This is a genomic window from Pseudoalteromonas sp. TAE79 (genome assembly GCF_000498015.1).
Classification (GTDB): Bacteria; Pseudomonadota; Gammaproteobacteria; order Enterobacterales; family Alteromonadaceae; genus Pseudoalteromonas.
The window spans coordinates 36759-62773 of sequence record NZ_AUTL01000266.1 but is presented as its reverse complement, the minus strand read 5'-3'; the positions used below and the strand labels follow the sequence as shown (position 1 = coordinate 62773).

Below are 26015 nucleotides of genomic sequence, written 5' to 3'. Positions count from 1 at the left end.
CGTAATGTGAGATGTTTTACATCGATTTTTTAATAATGCTTTTAAAAATTAAGCTGTAACTTAAGCAGCATGAAAATTTGGGGAAACGCGCAAAGCTTGCTAAAATTCGCCCACACAGTTGGGAGTGAGTATGCCACAAATAGAAAAAAGTGCGCTGGTTATGTACAGCACTAAAGAGATGTTTGATCTAGTTAATGATGTAGAAGCTTATTCGCAGTTTTTACCAAATTGCTCAGACTCAAAAATTGTTTCACAGCATGATAATAACATGACCGCGAGTTTAGAAATATCTAAGGCGGGTATAAAAAAGTGGTTTACCACCGAAAACACCTTTGTTGATGAGCAAACCGTGTTACTGCGCCTTGTTGATGGTCCGTTTAAGACGTTAAAAGGGCGCTGGCATTTTCAAGAGCTTGACGCCAAAGCATGTAAGGTTCATTTGCACCTAGAGTTTGAATTTTCAAGTAAGTTAATAGAGCTTGCCTTTGGAAAGATTTTTAACGATGTAGCAAAAAATATGGTGAGTGCATTTACTCAACGTGCAAAACAGGTTTATGGAGCGCGAGTATGATTAATGTTGAAGTGGTCTTTGCATTACCGACCACGGCCACGTGTTTATCAATTGAAGTGCCACAAGGGACTACAGTCGAGCAAGCTGTTATTCAGTCAGGTATTATAGAAAAGTGCCCAGAAATAGATGCCACATCGCTAACGTTAGGTGTGTGGAATCGAACTGTAAAAGCTAACTATGAATTAAAAGACGGTGACCGTATAGAAATATACCGTCCACTAATTGCAGATCCTAAAGATGCCCGCAGAAAACGTGCAGAAAAAGCAAAAGAAGAGGGGCGTGCAAATAAAATAACGGGTGGTCGCCCACTCGAGAAGTAATACCAATCGGCATAAACTTCGAACAATTTAACAGATTAAATCACACGCTAACGTCGTTTAAAATGGTAAAAGCTTTTTAAGTAAACCAATAAAAAAGGTGAGCCATGCTCACCTTTTTTACTACCTGAGACGTTTATTGCTCTAGCGGTGTAGTAAAGTTTTCAGGTTGGTCATAATCACCTGAGATTGAAACTAACTTTTCATTTTCAAAGTTAATTACTAACTCTTTATTTTGTTCGTTTTTACGGCCTTTATTAAAGCTGTAAATATAGCGCCAAGTATTGTTATCAAAGGCGTCCTCGGCAATAGGTCTACCTAATACATAAACAACTTGCTCTCGGGTCATATTTACACGAAGTTTTTCAACATCCGATTGCTCTAAAAAGTTGCCTTGTGGGATGTTAATTCGGTATACCCAGCTAGAGCAACCTGCTGCTGAGCTAAGTGTTAAAGCGACGATAAGCCAAAGAGAAAAAGTTTTTAACGACTGCATTGTTAGTTGTGATCCTTATTTTTTATAATCTGCATGATACCGATTAGTCACTGAAGGTAAAACCCTTTTAAGCAATTGTTTTATGTTAAGGGCGTTAAGGTAATGTTTTGACCAATGATAATGAAAAAAGTTTACAGTATATTGAAACGAATATTTTAAAAACTGAGTCTACTTGGTTTTTATATATAGTTGAAACACGATTTGGTCATTGGTACACAGGGATCACGACTAATGTTGAAAAACGCTTTGCAACTCATCAGGCTGGTAAAGGAGCTAAAAACCTTAGAGGAAAAGGGCCTCTTTTACTTATCCATCAACAACAAGTAGGTAATAAAAGTGAAGCAAGTAAGCTTGAGTATCAATTAAAAAAGCTTCCTAGAGCTAAAAAGGAAGCGTACGTTTTAGCGTTTAATAGCGGCGATAGTGAAAACACTTAGTTTGTATAAATTAAGCATATTAGCTATGAGCAAAAACTATCTTCGAATATAGTTTTTGCTCATAGCTGGCGTGTAATATTAGAGTCGCTTAGCGATGCTTTTCAAAGGTAGCTACAAGTGCATCAAGGGTTTGTGCGCTGTTTGCTAAGTCTCGAATAGCTTGCTCTGTATTGATTTGTTCGCTCATTGCTTTATCGCTAATTTCGCTAATCTGCTCAATATTACGACTTACATCGGCAACCACATTACTTTGCTGCTCAGTTGCAGTCGCTATGAGCGTAGCCATATCGTTTATCTCATTTGCTGTTTCGGTTATTGTATCAAGTAATTCAACAGAGCTTTGCATAGCACCAACGCTTTGCTGAGCTTTATCTTTCGATTGACCAATATCGTTAACTACATCGTCAGATATTCTTGTAAGCTCTTCAATCATAGATTGAATTTCGGTGGTTGATTGCGATGTACGGTTTGCCAGTGCACGTACTTCATCAGCAACAACAGCAAAGCCGCGTCCGTGTTCACCTGCGCGAGCAGATTCAATTGCAGCATTTAAAGCAAGTAGATTAGTTTGATCCGATATGCCTCTAATTGAGTCAACAATACTTGCAATATCAACCGTTTTTTTAGAAAGCAAAGTAACTTGCTCTGTTATGCCATCAATATCGCTGGCAAGGGCTGATATAGTTGCTTGGCTTTGGAGTACTTGTTTGTGACTTTGAATGGTGTTTTCGCGGCTGTTATCGGTTAATTTAGCTGTATTTGCTGCGCTTTGCGCTATTTCTTGTACTGTGGCGCCCATTTCGTTGATTGCTGCTGCGACAGATATTGTTTGTTCTTTTTGGTGATCTATTGCTTGAGAATTTCGTTTGGCTTGTTCAAATACATGATCAGAGCTTTGACGTATATCGTGGCTTTCGCTTGCAACCTGAGTAATGGCTGTTTCTATTTTGTTAATAAACTGATTAAAGCCATTACTTAGGTTGTTAAGCTCTGGTTGGCTCGATTCTGGTAAGCGGTACGCTAAATTTGCATCGCCTGAGCCTAATCGTGAAAATAACTCAGCCATTTTAGAAAGTGGAGATGAAAGTGAGCGTGCAAGTAAGTAACTGATTAAACTCGCAACTAATGCTGTAATTATCGTAAAGGTAAAAATTTGCCATTGTAAGGTATTTACACTTGCGAAAACTTCACTTTTTGGTACTTGAGCTACAACATATAAATCGGTGTTTTTAATAGGCGTAGCAGCTACAAGTGTCGGTTCGCCATTTAAATTAATTTCTTCTAGTGCAAAGCCATTACTATTAAATAGTTGGCTGTGGATATTTGCAGTATACAAATCATCAATATTTGCTTTAGCTACTTTACTTGCATCTTTATGAAGCTGAATCAATCCATTTTTATCTGCAATGAATACAAAGCCTGTTTGCTCAATTTTAAATTGCTGTAATAGCTTTTGCATATCAGTGATGCTTTTTGCAAGACCTGCTAAACCAGTACCATTGGCCTGCTGATGGTTTACAAACATTTTCACATCATTGGCTGACTCTTGATAAATACTGATAGAGTAAGGTTGTTTTGATTGCTTAAAAGCAAAAAACCAGCCATCGGCTGCATCGTTTTTTAACACACGCAAAAACCCATTCTGGTTCCAGTACTGTGCAGTGTCTCTATTTGCCCAAGATGCTGTGGCTAAATCGTATTGCTGGGCAACGCGATTTAATTCTTTTAATAGTAATGTATCGTCTTGGTTGTTTGATTGAGCCCATTGTAAAATAAATTCGTTTGATGATAGTTGCTGAGCAGCACCGAGTAACTCGTTGATTTCACCGCCTATGTGATTGCTGATTGTTTGCAGTTTACTAGGGAGCTCTGACTCAATCATACGTTGCTCAATTATATCTTCTGAGCTGTATAAAGAGGTCAAGCCAATAAGCGCGGCTACACATATAGCAATAGCACTGCCTAAAGCTGTGATTTTTTGAGTAATAGAAAGGTTTTGTATCGTCATGATATTAATTAATTTTACAACTGAGTAGAGGACTATATTAGCACATTATTTATTTTGATCTAAATATTGCCTATAAAGGGATGGATAAAAGGTAGCGTTGGATGATTAAAGTTTTATGAATGAGCATAAAAAAGCCCACATGCAAAAAGCATACGGGCTTGGTTTCTAACAAGCGAAACATTTACTGTTTAGGGTTAAACAATCTTTTTCATTGCTGACATGTAGCCACGTAATTTAGCACCTACTTTCTCAACTGGGTGTTCGCGCAATGCAGCGTTAATTTGAATTAATGTTTGGTTATCAACTTGGTTACTGTGCTCGCCAAGGCCTTTACCGATAATGTCTGTATCAACGTTTTTCATAAAATCAGCAAGTAATGGTAAACATGCATGGTTATATAAATAACAGCCGTATTCTGCAGTATCAGAGATAGTACGGTTCATTTCAAAAAGCTTTTTACGGGCAATAGTATTGGCGATTAATGGCGTTTCGTGTAATGACTCGTAGTAGGCCGACTCTTCGATAATGCCGGCTGCTGTCATGGTTTCAAATGCAAGTTCAACACCTGCCTTAACCATTGCTACCATTAAAATACCGTTATCAAAAAATTCTTGTTCTGAGATTTCCACATCGCCAGCAGGGGTCTTTTCAAAGTTAGTTTCTGCCGTTTCTGCGCGCCATTTAAGTAAGTTTACGTCATCGTTATTCCAGTCTTCCATCATAGTGCGTGAGAAAGTGCCGTCGATGATGTCATCTTGATGCTTATTATAAAGCGGGCGCATAATTAGTTTTAGCTCTTCACTTAGTTCAAACGCTTTTACTTTTGCTGGGTTTGAAAGGCGGTCAAGCATGTTAGTAACGCCACCGTACTTAAGTGCTTCGGTAATTACTTCCCAGCCGTATTGAATTAGTTTTGATGCATAACCCGCATCAACGCCTTTTTCTACCATTTTATCAAAACATAAAATAGAGCCAGTTTGTAACATGCCACATAAAATGGTTTGCTCGCCCATTAGGTCAGACTTAACCTCAGCAATAAATGATGATTTAAGTACACCTGCGCGATGTCCGCCCGTACCCGCTGCATACGCTTTAGCTTGTGCTAAACCAAGACCTTGAGGGTCATTTTCTGGGTGAACTGCGATCAGAGTTGGTACACCAAAACCGCGTTTGTATTCTTCACGTACTTCAGAACCAGGACACTTAGGTGCAACCATGATTACAGTAATGTCTTCACGTACTTGCATGCCTTCTTCAACGATATTAAAACCATGAGAGTAAGCAAGTGTAGAGTCTTTTTTCATAAGTGGCATAATTGCACTTACTACAGCGGTATGTTGTTTATCTGGCGTTAAGTTAAGTACTACGTCAGCGGTAGGTATTAATTCTTCATAAGTACCAACAGTAAAGCCGTTTTCAGACGCATTTAAAAATGATTGGCGACGCTCAGAAATAGCTGAAGCACGTAATGTGTAAGAAACATCTAAACCAGAGTCACGTAAGTTTAAGCCTTGGTTTAAACCTTGTGCGCCACAGCCTACAATAACTAGTTTTTTACCTTTAAGTGCGTCAACGCCATCGGCAAATTCGCCTGCGTCCATAAATTCACATTGCGCTAATTGCGCTAATTGCTCGCGTAAAGGTAAGGTATTGAAATAATTCGCCATTGTTAGTGTCCTATAAAGTCATGTTTGTTAGATGCGCAAGATTTATTGCGCTTACAAACACCATATGTAAAATCGTTGCTTGCGTAAAATGATATATTTGAATTAAAGTGTTTCATAATATGAAATACTGGGTTTGGCATGGATCATAAACATTTAGACTACTTTTTAGCACTGGCTAAAACACTTCATTTTGGACGCGCAAGCGAGCTTTGTCATATAAGCGCACCCACTTTAAGCCGCAATATAAAACACTTGGAAGAAGAGGTCGGTGTTGCATTATTTGTACGCGATAACCGCAGTGTTAAATTAACGCGTGAGGGTGAGTCGTTTATTGATTACGCCACAGCAACTCTTGCTAATTGGCAGCGGTTTAAAACGAATGTGAAAGACCCACAACAACATATTTACGGCAAAGTAAGTATTTATTGCTCGGTTACTGCATCTTATAGTTTTTTACATCAAATATTAGAGCAACTTCGTGCGCAGCATCAGTATATAGAAATAACATTAAATACAGGCGACCCTGCACTTGCTATAAACCGTGTATTAGATGGGCATGAATTAATGGCTATTGCAGCTAAGCCAAATAAGTTACTGGCGCAAATTGCTTTTGTAGATATAGGGCATTCTCCACTTTTATTAATTGGCCCAAAAATTCAATGCCCGATCACACAAAAACTAACGCAGAATGGTGATGACATTAATTGGTCTGATTTAGAATTTATTGTGCCAGAACAAGGTTTTTCTCGCCAAAGGTTAGAACACTGGTGGCGCAAAAATAATATTCACGGGAAAATTTACGCACAGGTTGCTGGGCACGAAGCAATGGTATCCATGGTGAGCTTAGGATTAGGTGTCGCAATGGTCCCTAAAATAGTGCTAGATAACAGCCCGCTGCAAGATAAAGTACAAATACTAACACCAAAAATGCAAGCACCTGATGGGTTTGATATTGGTTTGGCAGTATTAAGGAAAGAGTTAAATGACCCTGCAATCAGTGCTTTGTGGAATATTGCGCAAACTTTAGATGCAAAAGCGATTTAATGCGCGCAGAGAATAAGCAAGTTAGTTAAATAGTATGAATAGAGGTTGCGTATAAGTTTACTGTTACTTAACATTGAGCGCTAATAACAAAAACAATGACGCTTGAGAGTTTATTTATGAACCACGCCGAATCACTTGCTCATTCTGCTCAATGCCTAAAAAAGGCGATTCCTTTGATGGTAAAATACCGAATGCCGGTTACACCCATCAACTATGCAATTTGGTACTGTTATATTCAAGGAAACAAACCTTCATTAAATGCTGAGTTAGACCATGTTATTGCTCTGCAACAAACATGTTCACAAGACAAAGCAAAAGAAATTTTTGATAAACATTTAACGCAAGACGATCTCGTTTTTTTTCAAGAAATGACTGAAAAATTTCATACAACTATGGAGTAAGTTCAGCAAGATATAAGCACAACGCTTGATCACTCTAAAAGCTTTACGACGAGTTTAGTTGACTCACAAAATGAATTAAATATGCTTGTTGATGTAAACTCTTACAATGAGATACTAGGTTGTGTTGAGCGTTTAACCGACGATTCTATTGCAATGCAAGATTATGCTCGGGAGTTTCAGACTAAATTAGCCGTTGCCTACAATGAAATAAAAGATTTAAAAGAAGCACTCAATATTTCAAAGGAAGCAGCCGATATCGACACGCTTACGGGTTTTTATAATCGAGGTAAGTTTGATTCTGATATTGTAAACTTTTGCCTCGAATACTCAGAGCAAGCGCAAGAAGACTCTCTTGCCGTACTCATTATGTTTGATATTGATCATTTTAAGCGCTTTAACGATGATTTTGGCCATCAAAAGGGTGATGAAGTGCTTAGGCTAGTTGCTAAAAAAGTGAGAGAAAATACAACTGAAGCTGCAAATGTGTATAGATACGGTGGCGAGGAGTTTTGCATAACAGCCTACTTTGACACTATTAACGATATAATAGCATTTGCAGATTGTATTCGTTTAGCAATAGCAAAATTGGCGATTCGTAAAAAGCATGATGTAACTGCAAAACGTGCTATTTCAGCAAGTTTTGGCTTAGCAATTTTACGGCCATTTACAAATAGTTCTGTTTTAGTTGAGCGTGCAGATAGAGCCTTATACATTGCCAAAACACATGGACGAAATCGTATAGAAATAGCCCCTGATATTTAATAAGTGCCAGAGGTTTTTGATTTATTTGGGTTAAAGCCGCTCAATTTAGGGCGATTTAATCCAACTTCAGTTTTGGTAAACAAGCAGGTAAAACCCAATAGAGCTGTAGCGAGTTAGCTCTTAGTAATTTTTTATTTGAATAATTGCATTTGCTACGTTGTGCCTCATTTTCAAAGTATCTTAAAGTACTATTAGTCAAAAACTACACAAGCAACTCAAAGTACAATCCTTAGACACAACTACCTTGAAAGATAAATAGTCCGAAAAGCATAAAGTTAACATTTTTGTATACAAATTGTGAATAATTGTAACCAGCTAGAGCTAGTTTAAAAAGACCTTGCTAGTATGGGGAACTTACTTAATTTAATTCTTTGATGTACGCTGATGCGGTATTCCTTCTCCTTATTAACAGCTCTATGTTTTAGCACTTTGTTTGCTTGCCTTTCGGTGCAAGCAACACAGGCAAGCAAGCATGCTGACGATTATACAGAGCAAGATATAACAACCGATCGTCTGCATTTGAGTTTAAGTGTTGGGGCTGGAGTTATAACCAACCCTTTGCATGGTGGAGATAATATTCCGCTTGTGCTTATTCCACAAATTGCATTTTATGCAGAGCAATGGTTTTTTGATAATGGCCGCCTTGGCTATTCATTTTCACAATCCCCAAAGCATCACTTTAATCTAGTTAGTGAACTCAACTCTGAATCTCGCTTTTTTATAGACTGGCACCCTAAAAATGTATTTGCATTGCAAAGTAGTGCTCTTAATAATCAGCTCGTAATGCAAAATGAAGCCTCGTCCTCTCGCTATGTTGATATTGATAATTTGCATAAACGGCAAATTGCCTTGGATGCGGGTATTGCATATCACTATGTAAATGATGACCATGTTTTTTCAGTTCAGGCTCTGCATGATATAACCGATGTTTATCGAGGTGTACGCGGTGCATTGCAGTGGCAATATCATACTGTGCTAGGAAAGCTTAAAATAAAGCCAACACTTGGAATAAACTATAAATCTGCGGAACTAAATAGCTATTTTTATGGACTTAATGAGGGTGAAACTCAATTTGGCAAAATAGACGTTGGTAGTAGTTGGCAACCTTATGCTAAAATCGACGCCCGTTGGCCACTGAGTAAGGCTGACTCTCTTCGTTTTCATGTAGCATATTACGACTATTCGGCTATGGATGGCAGTCCGCTCTTTGAACGTACTTATTCAATGACTGCATTTATAGGATTCGATCGTACTTTTTAATATGAAGTATTCAATATTAGTTGTGTTTATTACCACTTTTTTTAGTGGTTTTAGCGTGGCACAAACCCCTGTTTTTAGTGTTTCTCCAAAAGTCTGCGTGGTTTCCGAACAGCAGGATTTTTGCGATCTTGATTTACAGTTTAAATGGCTATTAAACACCTATAGTGATGTCTGTTTGTATCAACAAGAACAACTACTTCAATGCTGGCAGCAGCAGCGTTCTGGGCAATTTAATTATAAAGCGCGTGTTCAGGTGGAGACCATATACTCCTTAATCAATCCTCATACGGGTGTGTTAATAGCAAAAACACAGGTTGAAGTACAAAGCGCCCATGCTAAAAAAAATAGGCGTAGGCTTCGCTCTCCGTGGAGCTTTTTTTAATTTAGGAGCAACTAATGCCAAAAATTTTACTTGTTGAAGATGATCTCGGTTTACAACAGTTAACAAAAGATTACCTTGAACATAATGGCCTTGAAGTCGAAGTGTTAGACCGCGGTGACGAAGTGTTTAATTACCTAGAAAACAATACACCCGATTTAATGATTCTAGACGTTATGCTGCCAGGTAAAGATGGCTTTAGCGTTTGCCGCCAAGTAAGAGATAAATTTACTCTACCAATTTTAATGTTGACTGCTAAAGGTGAAGACTTCGACCAAGTACTTGGTTTAGAACTTGGTGCTGATGATTATGTAATAAAACCAGCAGAGCCACGTGTATTACTAGCGCGGATCAATGCATTACTTCGACGTGGGCAACCAACAGTAAAATCTAGTGAAGAACTGCAGTTTGGTGATTTAGTCATCGATAAAACAAGCCGTATTGTAAAACTAAGTGATTCAGAGATTGTATTAACTTCGCACGAGTTTGAACTACTATGGCTATTAGCGTCAAATGCGGGTGAAGTACTAAGCAGAGAGCATGTGCACCAACATATGATTGGCCGTCAATACGACGGACTTGATAGAACTGTGGATGTACGCGTATCACGAATTCGTAAAAAATTAGGCGACAACAGTGATAAGCCGTATCGTATAAAAACTGTATGGGGACAAGGCTATTTATTTGTTTCTGATGCGTGGGATCTCTAGAACTATTTAAGGTTAATCGGCTGTAATGGGAAAACTGTTTACCAGCTTATACTTATATATCATTGTTTCATTATTTGTTGTAAGTGGTGTTATTGAGCAGCTGTGGCCTTATGAAGAGTCGCAGCAGCAGGTCTTCTTAGACGATGAGTTTGGGCAATCACTGTGGTTGCTTTCGCAAACCCCAAATGGTCTTAAAAAGCTAAAGCATAACTTTGAAAGTAAAGTGATTGAACGACGTGATTTAATACTCCCTCAAAAACAACAATCGCAGCTAAATCAAAATCACTACTTATATTTGTATGATAAGCAACAACGCATTGTTTGGTATGTAGATCTCGGTAATGATTCATTACTTCAGGTAGGGCCGGTAGGTGTATTAACGCAAGAATCATCTTCAGTTTGGCCGTATTTATTACTACTTATTATTGTAGGTATACCAGTTGGGCTATGGAGCTTTTTACTCTGGCGTGACTTTGCAAAGCTACGTAAAGCGTGTGAAGCGGTAGAGGGTTTGCAAGACTTTCAACTAAATGACTCTTCTAAGTCTTTCTTTTTACCTATAACAGATACATTAAAGGTAATGCAGCAACGTATTGAGTTTTTACTTAGTGCGCAGCAAGAGCTTACCTCATCGGTATCACATGAATTTAGAACGCCATTAGCACGTTTAAAGTTTGCAATTGTAATGTTACAAGAGCAAATGCTTGATGAAAAAGGCGAAAAATACCTAACAAACATGCAAACAGACATTAGTGAGCTTGAGTCACTAGTCTCTGAAATGCTTGAATACGCGCGATTAGACTCTCAACAACCAAGTTTACAGCCAATAAACTGCGATTTAGCTGGGCTGGTAAAAACCACTGTTGAAAAGCTAAATTTTGAAGCTAGAACAACGCTCTCTATAAACCTCCCTGAGCATTTAAATTACTACTGTGATAGCCACTTTATGGCGCGAGTATTTCAAAATTTAATTGGCAATGCGCTCAAATACACTCATCAACAAGTCAAAATTTCATTGCTACAAGAGGCAACTCACATCGTATTGATTGTTGAAGATGATGGTGAAGGGATTGACCCCGTTGAGCGAGAAAACGTATTTAAGCCTTTTACTCGATTAGATAAAAGTAGAGGCAAGGACACTGGTGGCTTTGGTTTAGGGCTTGCTATAGTTGCTAAAATTGTGTCGTGGCACCAAGGAGAGTGTAAAGCAGAAAGCTCAAGCTTAGGTGGTGCTAAATTTATTGTATATTTACCTCTCAAATTTAAGACATAAAAAAAGCGCCTAAGGCGCTTTTTTTGCGGTTAAAAACCAAAATCAACAAGTAGCAATATAATAGACCGCAAGTATTTAAAAAAGTTCTCAATTATTTTTTATTTTTTTCAAGTAATGGCATTAACATTTGCTCAAGGCCATTTAGTTTAACCTCATACATCATCGCTAGTTGGCTACCAAGTTTTGAGTCAGGAAATCCCTGCTGTTTGAACCACACCAAATAAGGTTCTGGTAGTAGTAATAAAGGGCGCCCAGCATATTTCCCAAAAGGCATCGTTGTATTTACAGCTATTTTTAATTGTTTTGGATCCATAAGAGTTACTTAGGTTTTAAAGTCTGCGTAAGTGTAAGGGATTTTAGAAATATAAAATAGGCTGTGACGGGCAAGAAACAGCCTATTTTGCGAGGGAGTAGGCCCTCTGATTTAATAATTTTTGTTGATTAATATAAACCTAGTTGAACTTTAATTAGCTGGGATCTAATTAAGTTATTATTAGAACATGGGTTTTTATTTAACCAACACGGATAGTCTACCTGTTTTTCATTGTTGTGGTGAAATGGCTTGTAAAGGAATGTAAATAGAATTGCTTTTTATTTAGAAACTAATAACAAAGCCTTAATAATTCTAAGACTTTGTTATTTATAGACGTTATAAAAAGTGATTATTCGTTAAATAGCTCTTGTTTAACGTGTTCTGCAAAACCACTACCTGCTTCTAAGTAAAAGTTATAAGTAGAATGAACACCCATTTCTTCTAGCTCTTTTTGTTGATCAGGATAGTTTGCAATAGCTGTTACTTGGCCTTTATAACCAGAGGCTTGTAGCTGCTCTAACGCAAAAATATTTTGCATATGCTTTGGCATCGCAAGCATGACCATTTCTACTTGCGAATGATTTACTCGTTGCCAAAAGTCAGGATCTGTTGCATCAGCAATTAAGACGTTGCGGCCTCTGTTAACGTGCTTATCTACCACCTCAGGTTTTATATCTATGCCTGCAACAACATTTGGGTGAGTCGCGTTAATAGTCTCATACGCACCAGTACCAATACGTCCCATACCAAAAATGACTATTTTAGTATCGTTTAGGTTAACGGGTAGCTCTTCAGCTAAACGAGTTTTGCTTTCAAACTTTAATAGCCAGTGCTCTATTTTTACGTATAACTCGTTTGAGCGCTTATTTAACGGCGAGGCAATTACAAAGGTAATGGAAACAGCAATTGCCATTACAGNGAGCCACTCCGAAGTGATCATGCCTGTGCTAGCTGCTACTGCACATACAATTAACCCAAATTCACTGTAGTTAGATAAACTAAAGGCGGTAAGTAATGATGTACGCGCGCGTAGTTTGAATATATTCGTGAACACATAATAAAGCGCTATTTTAATCGGTAAAACTAAAACAAGTATAATGGCAACGATTAATGAGCTAGTGGTTAGCTCTGCGCTCAAGCCAATACTTAAGAAAAAACCGACTAATAATATGTCTTTTAAATTAAGCAGGGATTTTGATAGCTCGCCTGCCTTTTTGTGAGGGGCAAACATCATTCCTATTATTAGTGCACCTAAATCGCCTTTTAGGCCTGCAAATTCAAATGCATGATAACCAGCAACTAAAGCAAAGAAAAAACCAAATAATGGTAATAGTTCACCATGTTTAGAGCGATTTAATACGCCATACATGACAGGTCGTAATAAAGGCAGAGCAATTATTAATGCAATTGCCCACACATTTGGAATTTTACCTGTACTAATCGCTAAAAAGATAACTGCAAAGATATCTTGCATGACTAGTATACCAATGGCTATTTTACCGTGAAGGCTTGCCATTTCTCCGCGTTCTTCAAGCACTTTTACTGCAAATACAGTACTTGAAAAACTAAGCGCAAACCCAACCAGTAAAGCACTTTGCCAACTTAAATCAATAAACAGTGGAATGGCGAAAATACCAAGCAATAACATAAAGCCACTAAAAAGCGCACTGCTAAAAATAATATGCAATGTTGCAGGCGCCCACACTTGGGGTTTAATTAAACTGTTTACCTTTAGCTTTAAACCAATACTAAAAAGAAGAAGGGTTACGCCAAGTGCTGCTATTGTATCGAGCAACTCTGTACTTTTATAACCCGATAAATTTAAAGCAAAACCTGCTAATAAAAATCCAATAAGAGGAGGCAGCTTTAACTGATAAACAGCAAAACCACACACAAACGCGGCAGCAAAATAGATTAGTTCCATAATTCTTAATATCACTTCATTTGGGGTTGCAGTGTAACGAAAAATTTATACCATTGAAAATAAAAATAGACCTAAAAATGAACGTGTCTAATCAGATATATGGCTAACTGTGTATAAAAAATGCGCATCAAACATACATTTAATCGTAAATAGTATGTAAATAACATTTTTTCACTGACATTGGCTTTTAAATATGGTTAAGATGCGATAACGAAGAAGTTTAAGCGAGAGCAAATAATAGAGCCGCTCAGCTTAAGGAGAAATATATGTTTAAAAAGATTTTAGCGTCGGTAGGTATTGGTGCTGCAAAAGTAGATACTGTTTTAGAGACTGAACACCTACAACCTGGTCAGCTTTTTAACGCACAAATAGTCATTACCGCAGGTGATGTTAGCCAAGATATTGCAGGCTTAGATTTATTACTTATGACCCGTGTTAAAGTGGCAGGTGATGATGGCGATTATTTTACCAATCATGTGATTGACCAATGGCGAATTACAGATATAGGTACAATTGAGCCGGGCGAAGTTAAAAGTATCCCTTTTGAAGCACGCCTTCATTCTGAAACTCCTATTACAGAAATTAATGCAGGTTACAATCAATCTCATGTGTGGCTTGAAACAGGCTTGGATATTGATTTAGCACTTGATCCGAGCGATAAAGACCATTTACATATTTACCCTAATGAAGCTGTTAAAACGTGCATGCAGGCGATGGAAAAATTAGGCTTTAGCTTAATGAAAGCTGATGTAGAAAAAGGTCATTTGCGCGCTTCTACATTTCAATCGTTATCGGGCTGTTATCAGGAGCTTGAATATAAACCAAATAGCCGTAGTTTATTTGGCATTCAAGAGATTGAGTTGTCATTTGTTCCAGAGGCACATAAAACACATGTGCTCATAGAACTAGACAGAGCTTTTAGAGGCGATGGTTATGTAGATTTAACCATAGAGCATGACCATGTGAATGTATCGCAGTTGTGCGACCAACTAGAGCGTTTATTTGCTTAATATAAATTAACAAGTGAATAATATTATTAAACCCGGCCTAGGCTGGGTTTATTGTTTATAGGATTTAAAATGCAATTTAAATGTGAGCAGTTTAATGCTTTAGATGCGCATACTCTTTTTACTATTATGCGAGGACGTGTGGACGTATTTGTTGTAGAGCAGGCGTGTCCTTATCCTGAACTTGATGATGTAGATATAGCTTTAAATACACAGCATCTATATACATTAGACAGTGGGCAGCTACACACTTATGCGCGATGTTATGAAAAAAATGAGCAATATAGCGCAATAGGGCGCGTGCTGGTAAGTAAAAGCGCGCGTGGCAAAGGCGACGCCACTTTACTTGTAAGTAGAGCTATAGAGTGCTGTAAAGAGCGGTGGCCGGAACGAGATATTTATATTGGTGCACAAACCTACTTACTTGATTTTTACCGCTCCTTTGGCTTTGAAGATTACAAAAGTGAATATCTAGAAGACGGCATACCTCATCAAGATATGATTTTAAAACTCACTCAATAAATCCAATTTAAGCAGCTATAAAAAAGCCCACTAATGTGGGCTATTTTATTTAAAACTATTTTAAGGCTAAGGTATCATTTAGCTCAATAGTGAATGTAAAAACACCATGCCAATAGCAAGTGGACATACAAACTTAGTATACCAAGGCCATATTTTCCAAAACAATGTATTGTGAACTTCAGGGTTACCCTCTTGAATTGCTTTTAGTAATGAGCCTCTATACCAAATCCAGCCTACAAATATACAACACATAAGACCAAGTAAAGGCTGAGCTACTTTTGTAGTGAGAGTGATTACTAAGCCAAATAAGCTGCTAAGGTTACACACAATTGTAATACTGACGATAGCGATTAGCGCCCCAATTAACCACGTTGCTTGAACGCGTTTCATCCCAAAGCGCTCTACGGTGTATGATACTGGCGCCTCTAACATTGAAATAGATGATGTTAAAGCGGCAATACTCATTAACGCAAAAAATGAAAAACCCACAAATAAGCCAACTTCGCCCATTCCATCAAATAAAGCGGGGAGTACCTGAAATACTAATGTATCTTCAGAGAGTAGCTTACCCGTTGTGGCCGAGAATATTTCAACGCCTTGAGCTTGTGCTACATACATAGCTGGAATAATCAGTAAACCTGCAACAAAGGCTATAAATACATCAATAAGGGTTACATAGGCACCTAAAGAAACGAGGTTTTCTTTTTTACTAATGTACGAGCCGTAAATAATCATTACGCTAGTGCCAAGCGATAATGAGAAGAAAGCTTGCCCTAATGCACTTACTAATAGTTTTGCGTCAAAAATAGATGAAAAGTCAGGGACTAAGTAGGCTTTTAAGCCTTCCATAGCACCATCTTGCGTCATTACATAAGCAATAAGTGCAAATAAAATGCCTAAAAGTGCAGGCATTAAACGCTTAGACCACTTCTCAATACCGTTTTCAACGCCTCTACTTATAATAGCGACTGTTAGTACGATAAAGATCATGGTGAATATAATATTTCGAGTAAGTGATTGCTCGCTTAACCATGTAGATGCTGTGTTGGCACCAACTAAAGTGGCTATTGGTTCAGCTGTGGCGCTGAGCATCCAACCGGCAACAATGGCGTAAAAGCTTAGTATAAAGCCAGCGCATAAAATACCGCCAAAACCAACAGCAAAGGCAAAGTGTTTTTGCCATGGCTTATTAGATATTTTTTGAAGAGATGACACTGCGTTTGCTTGGCCATGACGTCCAATCATAAGTTCAGCCATTAAAGCGGGGTAGGCTAAAAAGAACGCAAGCACTAAATATGCGACTAAAAATGCAGCACCGNTGTTTGTGTAGGGAATCCCCAAATATTGCCCAAACCAACGGCAGAACCCGCTGCGGCCATAATAAAACCAAAGCGAGAGCTAAACTCGCCTCTAACTGCGCTCATATTATTGTACTTCTCTATTGTGTGACGGCGGTGACAATCTACTGGAAATGTAAAAAAATAAAAAGTGCTTATTTGCTGATCTAGCACAAATTAATAAGTAAAGTGTATGTTATAACCATCGATTTTAATTGTTGTTATTAAGTCGTTTAAAATAACGAGTTGATTTTGTTTAATAATTGTTAATTACAGTCTGTAACTATTGCTTTACGGATTATGGTGCTGTGCAATAGTTAGAGTAAAGCACGCACCACCTAGCTGGGTGCTTTTAGTTACTTTAACGCTGCCATGATGCCAATCAGCTACTTTGGTAACAATGGCTAAGCCAAGGCCATAACTTTTATCGGCTCTGTTACGGTGATCTTCCTCTCTAAAAAATGGGCTAAATACGTTACTAAAGTTTTCTTGTGCGATACCTGGGCCGTCATCTTCTACCGTTATTATAAGCTGTTGCTCGTGTAACCTTGCACTGAGGTAAATATGTTGGTTTGCAAAATCACATGCGTTTGTTAATAAGTTAGTAATTGCACGAGCCAACCAGTGAAGATCTGCATTTATTATTTTATCAGTACTATTGAGTTGTACGTTGAGCATTTGCATTTCAAGTTTTGGTGCAAGTTGAACTAAAATATCTTCAAGGTAGGATTTAATATTGGTTGATGAATAGGTCAGTTTATTAGCGTTTTGCTCTAAAGTAGCAAATGCTAAATAGCTACTAAGCATCGATTCCATATGATCTAAATCGTTTTCCATACGGGTTAAATACTGTTTTATTTTTTGCTCATCATGGCTATCTAATGCCGCATCTAAACCAAATCGCAGGCACGCGATAGGGGTGCGTATATCATGAGACAAGCTTGAGGCCATTAGCTTGTTTTCGGCGACAAGCTTCTCTATTTGGCTGGCCATGCGATTAAAAGTAAGCTCTACGTCTTTTATGTAAGTAAAATGCGATACTTTTATTCGGGCTTGAACATTACCTGAGGCAAACTTTTTAGCGGCTTTATTTAACACGGTTAATCGTTTAGCTAAGGGCGCAATAATAAACCCCATAAATACACATAAGCCTGCGTAAAAGAGTAAGGTTAATATAATATCGTTATGTTGCTCGCTATCAAAAATTTTATCTAAACGCATTGATAAGTGAAAAGGATTTAAAACAGCGCTGCTATAAAGCATATAAAAGCCTTGCTGATCTTCTAAAATCAGCCCACCCGGCGTATGCATTTGTAATAATAAAGAAGGCGGTAAAGCAAGTGATTCATTAGGCTTGTAATCAATTAAAACATCAAACTCTAGCGCCAGTTGTTTTACATAATCGCTGCGCTCAGATGTGGGTATGTTAGCTAACTGCTTATTGAAACCCATGATCATTTTACTTTGCTGACTAAATTCATCTTGTGGGGTATGCGCTTGTTGACTAAAAGCATCAATAAGCCAGCCCAATACCACAATAGATAAAAGTGCACTGCCTAGAAGCGATATATAAAACTTTTTCATTTATTCATCGCTCTGTTACCACGCGGTAGAAACAAGTAAATATCCACGGCCCCAAATAGTTTTAATTTTTTCAGGGTTTTGTGGATCATCATTAAACTTTTTACGAAGTGCAGAAATAAGTACATCAACACTTCTATCAAGCCCATCATACTCTCTGCCTTTGGTTGCTTTAAATACAGCGTCGCGAGAGACTACTTGCCCTGCGTTACTCGCAAGGTAGTGAAGCAGTAAATATTCAGCACTTGATATATTTACGTCTTGCTCGTTAAGTTTTACATTTCTAGATTCAGTATCAATACTAAGCGCACCAACATTAATAACACTTTCGTTAACGTGTGGCGTATTTGGCTCATTTTTTTGGCGAAGGGCTGCTTTTATACGCGCTAGCAATGCACGAGGACGCACAGGTTTCATTATGTAGTCGCTTGCACCTACTTCTAGACCAATAACTTCATCCATTTCTTCATCGCGTGCAGTGAGCATTATGATAGGCGAATTATAAAAACTACGAAGCTCTCTACATACGCTTATACCATCTTGCCCTGGAAGCATAATATCTAGGAGCACGATATTTGGGTTTAACGTTTTGACTTGGCTAACAACTTCGTCACCACGATGACAAACATGCGTTGTATAGCCTTGCTCTGTTAAATATTCAGCAACCCATTGCGCTAGTGATGCATCGTCTTCAACAAGTAAAATAGTGCCGTAGTTATCCATAAAATATCCCTAATACGATTGGTATTAAAATAGTCGCCAGCGGCGTTTTTTTTGTCTGTTTTGATAAACCCATTGTAGTTTTACTTCTGCTGTACTGATGACTTTGGATGTATTGCTATCAAATAGTTCAAATGAAATGCTTTGCTGTGAGTCAAAAGCATAATTAAAAGTACCACTTTGTTGCTTTAGCCAACATTGCATAATGTACTTTGAAGTTGCATCGCGTAGGCAGTAATTACCAATGATAGGTTGCTCCCACGTTAGTGTAACATCGGCATAGCAATTACGCCCTTCGCGCAGTGCAACGCAAGTGTCGGGTAGTGCTATGAGTGCTTCAGGGGGGTCCTGCGCTTTAACAGTAAAGGTACTGGGAAAGATCAGTAATACCCAGATCCATCTAAAATACATAACGTAGGCCTACCTTGGCTTTATGTTGATATCCTTGGGAAATAATTGGACTGTCGTCAATTTCTTTTGAAAACCATGTAGTAAGCCAACCGGATAAAAGCACCCAATCTTGGCTTATTGGATATTCAGCATGGAACTCAAAGATAATACTAGTACTGGCATTGCTGCTATAAACCGGGCGAAGGCTGGTGGCTTCATCGCTATCAATGCCAAAGTAATAATTGGTAAAGTCAGCAGAGTAGGCGCTTAAACCAACACCAGACCTAAACTCCCAGTTTCGCCATGGCAAAATGTGGCTAAAAAAGCTATTTATAACCCAGCCATTATGGGCACCAGATACGTCATGAAGGTATTCAAAGGAGAATTGTGAGTTTTCAAATCGGCGCGAGAGCCTAAGACCAACATCAAAATCGTAATTACGTTTTTTAATACCTTGGAGTTCTTTTATAACACCGTGGTTATAAAACCCGAGGCCTTTTTCGTCAAACCCGGCTTGAGTATTTGTGCCAAGTATATCTAAGCCCCAATCAAATTTATCTATAAGGCTGTAACCAATTACAAGACCACCGCTGAGTTGATTGTGATCAAAATCAAGATAAAATTTATCGTAAGAAACAGCAAGACTTAAATCAAGCTCAACGCCCTTATCGTAAGATTCGATACCGATTAGGTAAGAATCTTCAATATAAAAGCCCGCACCTGCACTCCAATCCCAGGCAAAGCCTTGGGTTGGCTCTAACGTATTGTCTGCATAATAGCGATTACTTGCCATACTTGTGGTGCTAAAAATAAAGCAAAAAAGCAATGTTATGCTAACTAAAGTATGGTTAAGCAAAGTGTTTCTCATCCCTATGGGGCCTAATTATTATTTGTTATTAAGCGGAGTATATTGTTAATTCGTTCCTTTAATCTGTAAAAAAATGTAGTAAGTGTTAGGTCTGTTGAACTTTCAAGGTTAAATTTTCAGCAGTCTGTTTGGTATATAGGCAAGGCAGAGCCTATGCAGTGTGGCTATTCCCCATAAATGGGCGATAACGTAGCATTAATGCCAAACAGGCGCTGCCCAATGGGTTCTTCCTAAGGGCTATTTACGCCGCGATTAAATAGCCCCTAGTTTGAACAAATTTTAATCAGTAAAGATCAAGAGACCCTAATTTACTGAACTTTAATTTTATCGATTAATATACTGCTCAAGTAAAACTGCATCATAGGTGTTAATGCACTTACTTCTGTTCTGTTACATGGACCGCTAAGTTTGGTAAGACTAGATAGTTTTGACAACGTTTTGTACTGAGGGATTTGAATGTCTTTCCCAAGTCTTTCAATGCGAGCTTCATCAGTGTTTTGTTGATGAACAAAAGCGACAACCTCAAGCTCATTAGTTATTTTTTGCTCTTCGGTAAAATTGTAAATTAGCGGCTCGCGATGAAAACTAGCACTGTCGATAGATGATTTAGCAAACCAAACAACATCACCCGATGACTTGTGCGTAAGACGCATACTAACTTGTGCGAACATAGCTGCGCACTGTTGGGTTGGATATTGTTGTGCAACATTTGAATATAAAGTAAAAGGATTCTCTGGTTGCTTTATTGCGTACTTGGTATCGTCTGTAAAAGTTAAATCGAGTTGCTGAATTGTCAGTGTATAGTCGCTGTTATTTTTAGTTGTCACTTTTAGTTGTTTATCATTCAGTGCTTGGCTAATTTGCGATAGAAGTTTATCGGTCACGCTCGCTTTATCGGTAATGATTTTTACTGTCTGGTTTCTAACTACTTTATGTGCAGGAAGTTGAACCGATTTAACTTTTGGAGATGAGTGCTCTGTAGTGTACTCAAGCTGATAGGTCTGACTTTTTAATGTTGGCTTTAACGGCATAGCCAATGGCTCGGCTGGCTGCTTTGTAATAGCACAACCAGTTGATAATAATATAAAAAGTGACACAACTAAAAAACGCATAAGTACTAAACACCCGCTAAAAACCAAATAATCGTCGTATTGTACGTTAGTCCAAACAAAACTTCATGATATTATCTGCGCAGATGTGGTTAAAAAGATAAAATTTATAAAAATGAAGTATCTCAACTCTTTATTGTATAGCCTACCTGCTTTGTGTTTGTTGTTTAGCTCTGTGGGTTTTGCGGCAAAAGCGGATCCTGATTGGGATGCATTTGTAAAAAAATACGGCCGTTACGCACAAAAAAAATTAAAAAGTAAAGGTATACCTGGTGCAGCGCTTTCGATTGTAAGTATAAACAACTCAGACTACATCCACACTATGGGCGTAACTAAAACACGAAATGGACAAAAAGTTAATAAGCATACCCGCTTTAGACTTGCGTCTGTTTCTAAGACATTTGCAGGCTCGTTATCAGCTAAATTGGCTGCTAACGGCCTACTGGAGTTAGATAAGCCTGTTAGTGATTACATACCTGATTTTAAAGGAACTGTATATGAAAATGATTTAAAGGTGTTTCATCTTTTAAGTCATTCAAGCGGGTTAGTTCCTAATGCATACGATAATTTAATTGAATCTCGTATGGATTACCCCGGTATTGTTGAAAAGCTACTTAGTGTCAAACCAATTTGTAAACCTGGTGAATGTTATGGCTATCAAAACGTTATGTTTAGCCTTATAGGTGATGTGATATTACAAAGCACCGATACAAGTTACAAACAGTGGTTAAAAGAAGCTATTTTTGAGCCATTGAAAATGAGTGATGCGAGCTTAGGCTTTGAATCAATGACAAATGACAAAAATTACGCGCTACCACACGTGCGTGGTAAAAAACGTTGGTATAGCGCTAAGCTTAAAAAAAATTACTATAAAGTGGGACCTGCAGCCGGTGTAAATGCGAGCGCAAGTGATATGGCTATTTGGCTAAAAGCGCAGCTGGGCCAATACCCTGATGTTTTGTCATTGGATACTCTCGCAAAACAAACACGGCCTTATACGAATACAAAAAAAGAAATGTATCGTAGGGTGTGGAAAAAACACCTTAACGAAGCTTATTACGGGCTAGGTTGGCGCGTTTATAACTATGCTGATGAAACGCTTTATTATCATAGTGGCTGGGTGCAAGGGTATAGAAGTGATTTGGTTGTATTTCCTCATTTAAATATTGGTTTTAGCTTAATAGTTAACGCTGAAACCGGCGTAATTAATGAACTAACGACTGAATTTATCGACAGGCTATTAGAGTACAAACGGGGTAAAAAAATATGAATAAAATAATATTAGTAATCACTTGTTTAGTCATATTATCTAATAGTAGTTTGGCGTTTGCGGCACCGGATAAAATATATTTGTTTCGTCATAGCGAAAAGTTAACGGGCAAAAATCCAGCGCTCTCAGAGGTGGGAAAGGCACGTGCAAATAATTTAGTTACTTTTTTCAAAGAGTATCAAAATATACATATTTTCAGCAGTAACTATAAACGCACGTTACAAACAGCGGCCCCTTTGCAGGCATATTTTAATACCGTCGTAAATGTGTATAACGCAGGTGAGCTAAGTGATTTAAAAAAAGAGTTACTAAAACTAAAAGGTGTAGTTGTTGTTATAGGGCACAGTAATACCACACCGCAACTAGCCGAGCTGCTTTCGAATGAAAAAGTGTCAGCAATGAGTGAAACACAATTTACTCAGTACTTTATATTGAATAAGAAGCCGAGGAGTAATGGTAGCGAATATGATTTAACCCATCATAAAATGAGCTTTTGATTTAAAACGTTAAATAATAAAAAACCAGCATTAAGCTGGTTTTTTCAATTTGAACGCACTAAATCCTTTAACAGGAATAATTAGTTACGAGGTAAATGTATTTTTTTCTCAACGCTTTGACGATAAAGCACAATAGTGTGACCTATCGTTTGTAGCTTAGTCGCACCAGTTTCACGTACGATTGCTTCAAAAATTAGTGCTTTTGTTTCACGATCGTCAGTTGGAACTTTAACTTTGATTAATTCGTGAATTTCTAATGCACTTTGAATTTCTACTACTACGCCTTCGGTTAAACCGTTAGAACCTAGTAAAACTACAGGCTTAAGGCTATGTGCCTGACCTTTTAAAAATTGCTTTTGTTTGTTTGATAATGTCATGTTTATACAAATTTTGCTGAATATGGCTTGAATTAAGGGTATTCTAACGCCATCTAAAGAATATTACTAATTAGTTGCGTGTTAATTTATGACAAATAAAAAACAGTCAGCCAGTTCACAGCGATGGCTGAAAGAACATTTTGATGATAAATATGTTCAAGAAGCGCAAAAAAAAGGCTGGCGTTCCCGAGCGGTTTTTAAATTAGATGAAGTACAAAATAGAGATAAGATACTTCGCCCTGGCATGACCGTTGTTGATTTAGGGGCAGCGCCAGGAAGTTGGTCTCAATACTTGGCTGAAAAAGTAGGCGACAAAGGTCAAGTAATTGCGTGTGATATATTACCAATGGATTCACTTGCGGGCGTTGACTTCTTACAAGGTGACTTTCGTGAGGAGGCTGTACTAAATGCGTTGTTAAAACGTATTGATGGTAAAAATGTTGATGTGGTACTCTCTGACATGGCACCAAATATGAGTGGCAATAACTCAGTAGATCAAGCAGGTAGCATGTATTTGGTAGAACTTGCGCTAGATATGTGTAGCCAAGTACTAAAGAAAAATGGCGCATTTATTGTTAAAGTTTTCCAAGGCGAAGGCTTTGATCAATACTTGCAAGATGTACGTAATAGTTTCAAAGCAGTGAAAATACGCAAACCTGATGCCTCACGTGCCCGTTCTCGGGAAGTATATATAGTAGCGACTGGATACAAACTGTAGTACAGTTGCTTGGCGTTTAGTTGAACTTAAATTAATTGGATACAAGAGGTTAACCCCTTGAGCGATATGGCGAAAAATTTAATACTATGGCTGGTGATTGCAGTTGTGCTGATGTCAGTCTTTCAGAGCTTTAATGGCGGCGAGCAAGTTGATCGTCAAACTAGTTACACTCAATTTGTTAAAGATGTCCGTAGTGGCTCTTTACAAGAAGTTATTATTGACCGTGGTACAGGTAATATTACTGGTACTAAGAGCAGTGGTGAGCGTTTTCAAACAACGATGCCAATGTACGATGAAGATTTAATTAATGACTTACTTAAAAATGATGTAAATGTGAAGGGTGTACAACCTGAAGAACAATCATTTTTAGCAAGTATATTTATTTCTTGGTTCCCAATGATACTCCTTATAGGTGTGTGGATATTCTTCATGCGTCAAATGCAAGGCGGCGGCGGTAAAGGCGCTATGTCATTTGGTAAGAGTAAAGCTCGGTTAATGAGCGAAGACCAAATTAAAACAACGTTTGCCGATGTGGCAGGTTGTGATGAAGCGAAAGAAGACGTTACTGAATTGGTCGACTTTTTACGTGACCCATCAAAATTTCAAAAGCTTGGCGGTAGTATTCCAAAAGGCGTACTTATGGTTGGTCCTCCAGGTACTGGTAAAACGCTACTTGCAAAGGCAGTTGCTGGTGAAGCAAAAGTACCGTTTTTTACAATTTCGGGTTCAGATTTTGTTGAAATGTTTGTGGGTGTTGGTGCATCACGTGTACGTGATATGTTTGAACAAGCTAAAAAAGCGGCGCCTTGTATTATCTTTATAGATGAGATTGATGCTGTTGGTCGTAAACGTGGTGCTGGTATGGGCGGCGGTAACGACGAGCGTGAGCAAACACTTAACCAAATGCTAGTAGAGATGGATGGCTTTGGTGGTAACGAAGGTATAATCGTTATTGCAGCAACTAACCGACCAGATGTATTAGACCCTGCATTACTTCGTCCAGGTCGTTTTGACCGTCAAGTTGAAGTAGGTTTACCTGATATTCGTGGTCGTGAGCAAATACTTAAAGTACACATGCGTAAAGTGCCATTAGGCGATAACGTAGAAGCGGCTCTTATAGCACGTGGTACTCCTGGTTTCTCAGGTGCTGATTTAGCAAACTTAGTAAACGAAGCTGCGCTTTATGCTGCACGTGGTAATAAACGTGTTGTAAGTATGGCTGAATTTGACGCTGCTAAAGACAAGATCATGATGGGCGCAGAGCGCAAGACCATGGTGATGAGCGAGCAAGAAAAAGCAATGACTGCGTACCACGAAGCAGGCCATGCAATTGTTGGTCGTATGGTGCCAGAGCATGATCCAGTTTATAAAGTATCTATTATTCCACGTGGCCGTGCGCTGGGTGTAACAATGTACTTACCAGAACAAGATCGTGTTAGCCATTCAAAAGAGCTTTTAGAATCAATGATTTCTAGCCTTTATGGTGGCCGTATTGCTGAAGCGCTTATTTACGGTGCAGATAAAGTAACAACGGGTGCAAGTAATGACATTGAACGAGCTACAGATATAGCGCGTAAAATGGTTACGCATTGGGGTTTAAGTGAAAAACTAGGTCCGTTACTTTACGCTGAAGATCAGAACGAAATGTATATGGGTGGCGGTGGTAGCCGTTCATCTAGCATGTCAGACGATACAGCTAAAATAATTGATGCAGAAGTACGTTTATTTTCAGATCGTAACTATCAAAGAGCAGAAGAAATATTAAAAGAAAACATTGATATTCTTCACTCAATGAAAGATGCATTAATGAAATACGAAACTATTGATGCTAAGCAAATTGATGATTTAATGGCACGCCAACCAGTGCGTGAGCCGCGTGATGCACATGACCGTCATGAAGCAAAACCGGTAAAAGCGGAAGAACCTCAAGAGCCAGTAGTTGATGAAAGTCAAAATACTGACGATTCATCAAAAAAAGATGAAACAAACCTTGATGATAAAGCTGAATAATCGTTAAAATAGTAATGAAAGCCCCGAACTTCGGGGCTTTTTTGTAT

Annotated in this window: 25 protein-coding genes and 2 pseudogenes; 15 read left to right on the top strand and 12 right to left on the bottom strand. The window is 38.3% G+C overall.

The annotated features are described in order from the left end of the window. Positions 1-130 precede the first annotated feature (130 nt). Both L655_RS0121050 and L655_RS0121045 read left to right on the top strand, forming a co-directional pair. On the top strand, positions 131-571 hold the full coding sequence (locus L655_RS0121050) for a type II toxin-antitoxin system RatA family toxin (protein ID WP_007584120.1): 441 nt from the start codon (positions 131-133) through the stop codon (positions 569-571). Further along, entirely contained in the window at positions 568-891 is a 324-nt protein-coding gene (locus L655_RS0121045; protein WP_007584122.1) for an RnfH family protein, read from the top strand. The genes L655_RS0121050 and L655_RS0121045 overlap by 4 nt, the downstream gene beginning before the upstream one ends. A 133-nt stretch (positions 892-1024) precedes the next feature. Here L655_RS0121045 and bamE read toward each other — a convergent pair whose 3' ends face one another. Next, on the bottom strand, positions 1025-1384 hold the full coding sequence (gene bamE, locus L655_RS0121040; protein WP_004335706.1) for an outer membrane protein assembly factor BamE: 360 nt from the start codon (positions 1382-1384) through the stop codon (positions 1025-1027). A 107-nt stretch (positions 1385-1491) separates the two neighbouring features. On the opposite strand from bamE, the gene L655_RS0121035 reads away from it, so the two are divergent. Continuing rightward, positions 1492-1821, top strand: a complete 330-nt coding sequence (locus L655_RS0121035) for a GIY-YIG nuclease family protein (protein WP_024606189.1) — start codon at positions 1492-1494, stop codon at positions 1819-1821. An 88-nt stretch (positions 1822-1909) separates the two neighbouring features. Here the strand turns inward: L655_RS0121035 and L655_RS0121030 are convergent, their stop codons facing one another. Further along, positions 1910-3829 (bottom strand): methyl-accepting chemotaxis protein, encoded by a 1920-nt coding sequence (locus L655_RS0121030; RefSeq protein WP_024606188.1) that lies wholly within the window; start codon positions 3827-3829, stop codon positions 1910-1912. Between the two features lie 194 nt (positions 3830-4023). After that, positions 4024-5496 carry a ketol-acid reductoisomerase gene (gene ilvC, locus L655_RS0121025; protein WP_024589917.1) on the bottom strand — a complete coding sequence of 491 codons (1473 nt, stop codon included), beginning with the start codon at positions 5494-5496 and terminating at the stop codon, positions 4024-4026. Positions 5497-5634: 138 nt separating this feature from the next. On the opposite strand from ilvC, the gene ilvY reads away from it, so the two are divergent. From ilvY to L655_RS0120995, 6 genes and pseudogenes are all read left to right on the top strand, one after another. After that, the gene (ilvY, locus tag L655_RS0121020) at positions 5635-6540 is read left to right on the top strand and encodes an HTH-type transcriptional activator IlvY (protein ID WP_024606187.1); all 906 of its coding nucleotides are present in this window, start codon (positions 5635-5637) and stop codon (positions 6538-6540) included. A gap of 116 nt (positions 6541-6656) precedes the next feature. Then, a pseudogene (locus tag L655_RS01000000125985) lies at positions 6657-7703 on the top strand (GGDEF domain-containing protein). Between the two features lie 447 nt (positions 7704-8150). Continuing rightward, positions 8151-8963 (top strand): MipA/OmpV family protein, encoded by an 813-nt coding sequence (locus L655_RS0121010; RefSeq protein ID WP_024606186.1) that lies wholly within the window; start codon positions 8151-8153, stop codon positions 8961-8963. Between the two features lies 1 nt (position 8964). Beyond that, positions 8965-9345 carry a DUF3019 domain-containing protein gene (locus L655_RS0121005; RefSeq protein WP_024594944.1) on the top strand — a complete coding sequence of 127 codons (381 nt, stop codon included), beginning with the start codon at positions 8965-8967 and terminating at the stop codon, positions 9343-9345. Positions 9346-9359: 14 nt separating this feature from the next. After that, complete coding sequence (locus L655_RS0121000) at positions 9360-10052, top strand: response regulator (protein ID WP_024606185.1); 693 nt, start codon at positions 9360-9362, stop codon at positions 10050-10052. Between the two features lie 25 nt (positions 10053-10077). Beyond that, a complete protein-coding gene (locus tag L655_RS0120995) occupies positions 10078-11325 on the top strand; it encodes an ATP-binding protein (RefSeq protein ID WP_024606184.1) in 1248 nt (415 codons plus the stop codon). A gap of 91 nt (positions 11326-11416) precedes the next feature. Here L655_RS0120995 and L655_RS0120990 read toward each other — a convergent pair whose 3' ends face one another. After that, entirely contained in the window at positions 11417-11638 is a 222-nt protein-coding gene (locus tag L655_RS0120990) for a DUF3820 family protein (protein ID WP_024606183.1), read from the bottom strand. 349 nt (positions 11639-11987) lie between these two features. After that, entirely contained in the window at positions 11988-13562 is a 1575-nt protein-coding gene (locus L655_RS0120985) for a cation:proton antiporter family protein (protein WP_024606182.1), read from the bottom strand. A 266-nt stretch (positions 13563-13828) separates the two neighbouring features. Here L655_RS0120985 and L655_RS0120980 point away from each other — a divergent pair, with 266 nt between their 5' ends. Beyond that, complete coding sequence (locus L655_RS0120980; RefSeq protein ID WP_024606181.1) at positions 13829-14572, top strand: sporulation protein; 744 nt, start codon at positions 13829-13831, stop codon at positions 14570-14572. 69 nt (positions 14573-14641) lie between these two features. Further along, the gene (locus L655_RS0120975; RefSeq protein WP_024606180.1) at positions 14642-15091 is read left to right on the top strand and encodes a GNAT family N-acetyltransferase; all 450 of its coding nucleotides are present in this window, start codon (positions 14642-14644) and stop codon (positions 15089-15091) included. Between the two features lie 78 nt (positions 15092-15169). On the opposite strand, the pseudogene L655_RS01000000125980 reads toward L655_RS0120975, so the two are convergent. The 6 genes and pseudogenes from L655_RS01000000125980 to L655_RS0120945 all read right to left on the bottom strand — a co-directional run bounded on the left by L655_RS01000000125980 (position 15170) and on the right by L655_RS0120945 (position 21099). Beyond that, positions 15170-16515: pseudogene (locus tag L655_RS01000000125980) on the bottom strand (sodium-dependent transporter). Positions 16516-16719: 204 nt separating this feature from the next. Next, entirely contained in the window at positions 16720-18012 is a 1293-nt protein-coding gene (locus L655_RS0120965) for an ATP-binding protein (RefSeq protein WP_024606179.1), read from the bottom strand. A 15-nt stretch (positions 18013-18027) separates the two neighbouring features. Then, positions 18028-18732 carry a response regulator transcription factor gene (locus L655_RS0120960; RefSeq protein ID WP_024606178.1) on the bottom strand — a complete coding sequence of 235 codons (705 nt, stop codon included), beginning with the start codon at positions 18730-18732 and terminating at the stop codon, positions 18028-18030. 24 nt (positions 18733-18756) lie between these two features. Beyond that, positions 18757-19140 (bottom strand): DUF3019 domain-containing protein, encoded by a 384-nt coding sequence (locus L655_RS0120955; RefSeq protein WP_024597091.1) that lies wholly within the window; start codon positions 19138-19140, stop codon positions 18757-18759. Beyond that, entirely contained in the window at positions 19130-19912 is a 783-nt protein-coding gene (locus tag L655_RS0120950; RefSeq protein ID WP_241764529.1) for a MipA/OmpV family protein, read from the bottom strand. Before L655_RS0120950 ends, L655_RS0120955 begins: the two co-directional genes overlap by 11 nt. 383 nt (positions 19913-20295) lie before the next feature. Further along, positions 20296-21099 carry a hypothetical protein gene (locus L655_RS0120945; protein WP_024597864.1) on the bottom strand — a complete coding sequence of 268 codons (804 nt, stop codon included), beginning with the start codon at positions 21097-21099 and terminating at the stop codon, positions 20296-20298. Positions 21100-21211: 112 nt separating this feature from the next. On the opposite strand from L655_RS0120945, the gene L655_RS0120940 reads away from it, so the two are divergent. Further along, positions 21212-22366 (top strand): serine hydrolase domain-containing protein, encoded by a 1155-nt coding sequence (locus L655_RS0120940; protein ID WP_024606176.1) that lies wholly within the window; start codon positions 21212-21214, stop codon positions 22364-22366. After that, a complete protein-coding gene (locus tag L655_RS0120935) occupies positions 22363-22863 on the top strand; it encodes a histidine phosphatase family protein (protein WP_024606175.1) in 501 nt (166 codons plus the stop codon). Before L655_RS0120940 ends, L655_RS0120935 begins: the two co-directional genes overlap by 4 nt. Before the next feature lie 80 nt (positions 22864-22943). Here the strand turns inward: L655_RS0120935 and yhbY are convergent, their stop codons facing one another. Beyond that, complete coding sequence (gene yhbY / locus L655_RS0120930; RefSeq protein WP_002963153.1) at positions 22944-23240, bottom strand: ribosome assembly RNA-binding protein YhbY; 297 nt, start codon at positions 23238-23240, stop codon at positions 22944-22946. 88 nt (positions 23241-23328) lie between these two features. Here yhbY and rlmE point away from each other — a divergent pair, with 88 nt between their 5' ends. Together rlmE and ftsH are read left to right on the top strand one after the other, a co-directional pair. Then, the gene (gene rlmE / locus L655_RS0120925) at positions 23329-23958 is read left to right on the top strand and encodes a 23S rRNA (uridine(2552)-2'-O)-methyltransferase RlmE (protein WP_007586629.1); all 630 of its coding nucleotides are present in this window, start codon (positions 23329-23331) and stop codon (positions 23956-23958) included. Positions 23959-24024: 66 nt separating this feature from the next. Further along, complete coding sequence (ftsH, locus tag L655_RS0120920) at positions 24025-25968, top strand: ATP-dependent zinc metalloprotease FtsH (protein ID WP_033012255.1); 1944 nt, start codon at positions 24025-24027, stop codon at positions 25966-25968. Positions 25969-26015: the final 47 nt, after the last annotated feature.

Excerpts from the sequence above, each read along its gene's own strand:
- rlmE (WP_007586629.1), top strand. The coding sequence starts at position 23,329 with ATGACAAATAAAAAACAGTCAGCCAGTTCACAGCGATGGCTGAAAGAA.
- ilvC (WP_024589917.1), bottom strand. The coding sequence starts at position 5,496 with ATGGCGAATTATTTCAATACCTTACCTTTACGCGAGCAATTAGCGCAA.
- bamE (WP_004335706.1), bottom strand. The coding sequence starts at position 1,384 with ATGCAGTCGTTAAAAACTTTTTCTCTTTGGCTTATCGTCGCTTTAACA.
- L655_RS0120990 (WP_024606183.1), bottom strand. The coding sequence starts at position 11,638 with ATGGATCCAAAACAATTAAAAATAGCTGTAAATACAACGATGCCTTTT.
- L655_RS0120960 (WP_024606178.1), bottom strand. The coding sequence starts at position 18,732 with ATGGATAACTACGGCACTATTTTACTTGTTGAAGACGATGCATCACTA.
- L655_RS0121005 (WP_024594944.1), top strand. The coding sequence starts at position 8,965 with ATGAAGTATTCAATATTAGTTGTGTTTATTACCACTTTTTTTAGTGGT.
- ilvY (WP_024606187.1), top strand. The coding sequence starts at position 5,635 with ATGGATCATAAACATTTAGACTACTTTTTAGCACTGGCTAAAACACTT.
- L655_RS0120980 (WP_024606181.1), top strand. The coding sequence starts at position 13,829 with ATGTTTAAAAAGATTTTAGCGTCGGTAGGTATTGGTGCTGCAAAAGTA.
- L655_RS0120940 (WP_024606176.1), top strand. The coding sequence starts at position 21,212 with ATGAAGTATCTCAACTCTTTATTGTATAGCCTACCTGCTTTGTGTTTG.
- yhbY (WP_002963153.1), bottom strand. The coding sequence starts at position 23,240 with ATGACATTATCAAACAAACAAAAGCAATTTTTAAAAGGTCAGGCACAT.
- L655_RS0120935 (WP_024606175.1), top strand. The coding sequence starts at position 22,363 with ATGAATAAAATAATATTAGTAATCACTTGTTTAGTCATATTATCTAAT.
- L655_RS0120975 (WP_024606180.1), top strand. The coding sequence starts at position 14,642 with ATGCAATTTAAATGTGAGCAGTTTAATGCTTTAGATGCGCATACTCTT.
- L655_RS0121050 (WP_007584120.1), top strand. The coding sequence starts at position 131 with ATGCCACAAATAGAAAAAAGTGCGCTGGTTATGTACAGCACTAAAGAG.
- L655_RS0120995 (WP_024606184.1), top strand. The coding sequence starts at position 10,078 with ATGGGAAAACTGTTTACCAGCTTATACTTATATATCATTGTTTCATTA.
- L655_RS0121000 (WP_024606185.1), top strand. The coding sequence starts at position 9,360 with ATGCCAAAAATTTTACTTGTTGAAGATGATCTCGGTTTACAACAGTTA.
- L655_RS0121045 (WP_007584122.1), top strand. The coding sequence starts at position 568 with ATGATTAATGTTGAAGTGGTCTTTGCATTACCGACCACGGCCACGTGT.
- L655_RS0120965 (WP_024606179.1), bottom strand. The coding sequence starts at position 18,012 with ATGAAAAAGTTTTATATATCGCTTCTAGGCAGTGCACTTTTATCTATT.
- L655_RS0120955 (WP_024597091.1), bottom strand. The coding sequence starts at position 19,140 with ATGTATTTTAGATGGATCTGGGTATTACTGATCTTTCCCAGTACCTTT.
- L655_RS0120950 (WP_241764529.1), bottom strand. The coding sequence starts at position 19,912 with ATGGCAAGTAATCGCTATTATGCAGACAATACGTTAGAGCCAACCCAA.
- L655_RS0121030 (WP_024606188.1), bottom strand. The coding sequence starts at position 3,829 with ATGACGATACAAAACCTTTCTATTACTCAAAAAATCACAGCTTTAGGC.
- ftsH (WP_033012255.1), top strand. The coding sequence starts at position 24,025 with ATGGCGAAAAATTTAATACTATGGCTGGTGATTGCAGTTGTGCTGATG.
- L655_RS0120945 (WP_024597864.1), bottom strand. The coding sequence starts at position 21,099 with ATGCGTTTTTTAGTTGTGTCACTTTTTATATTATTATCAACTGGTTGT.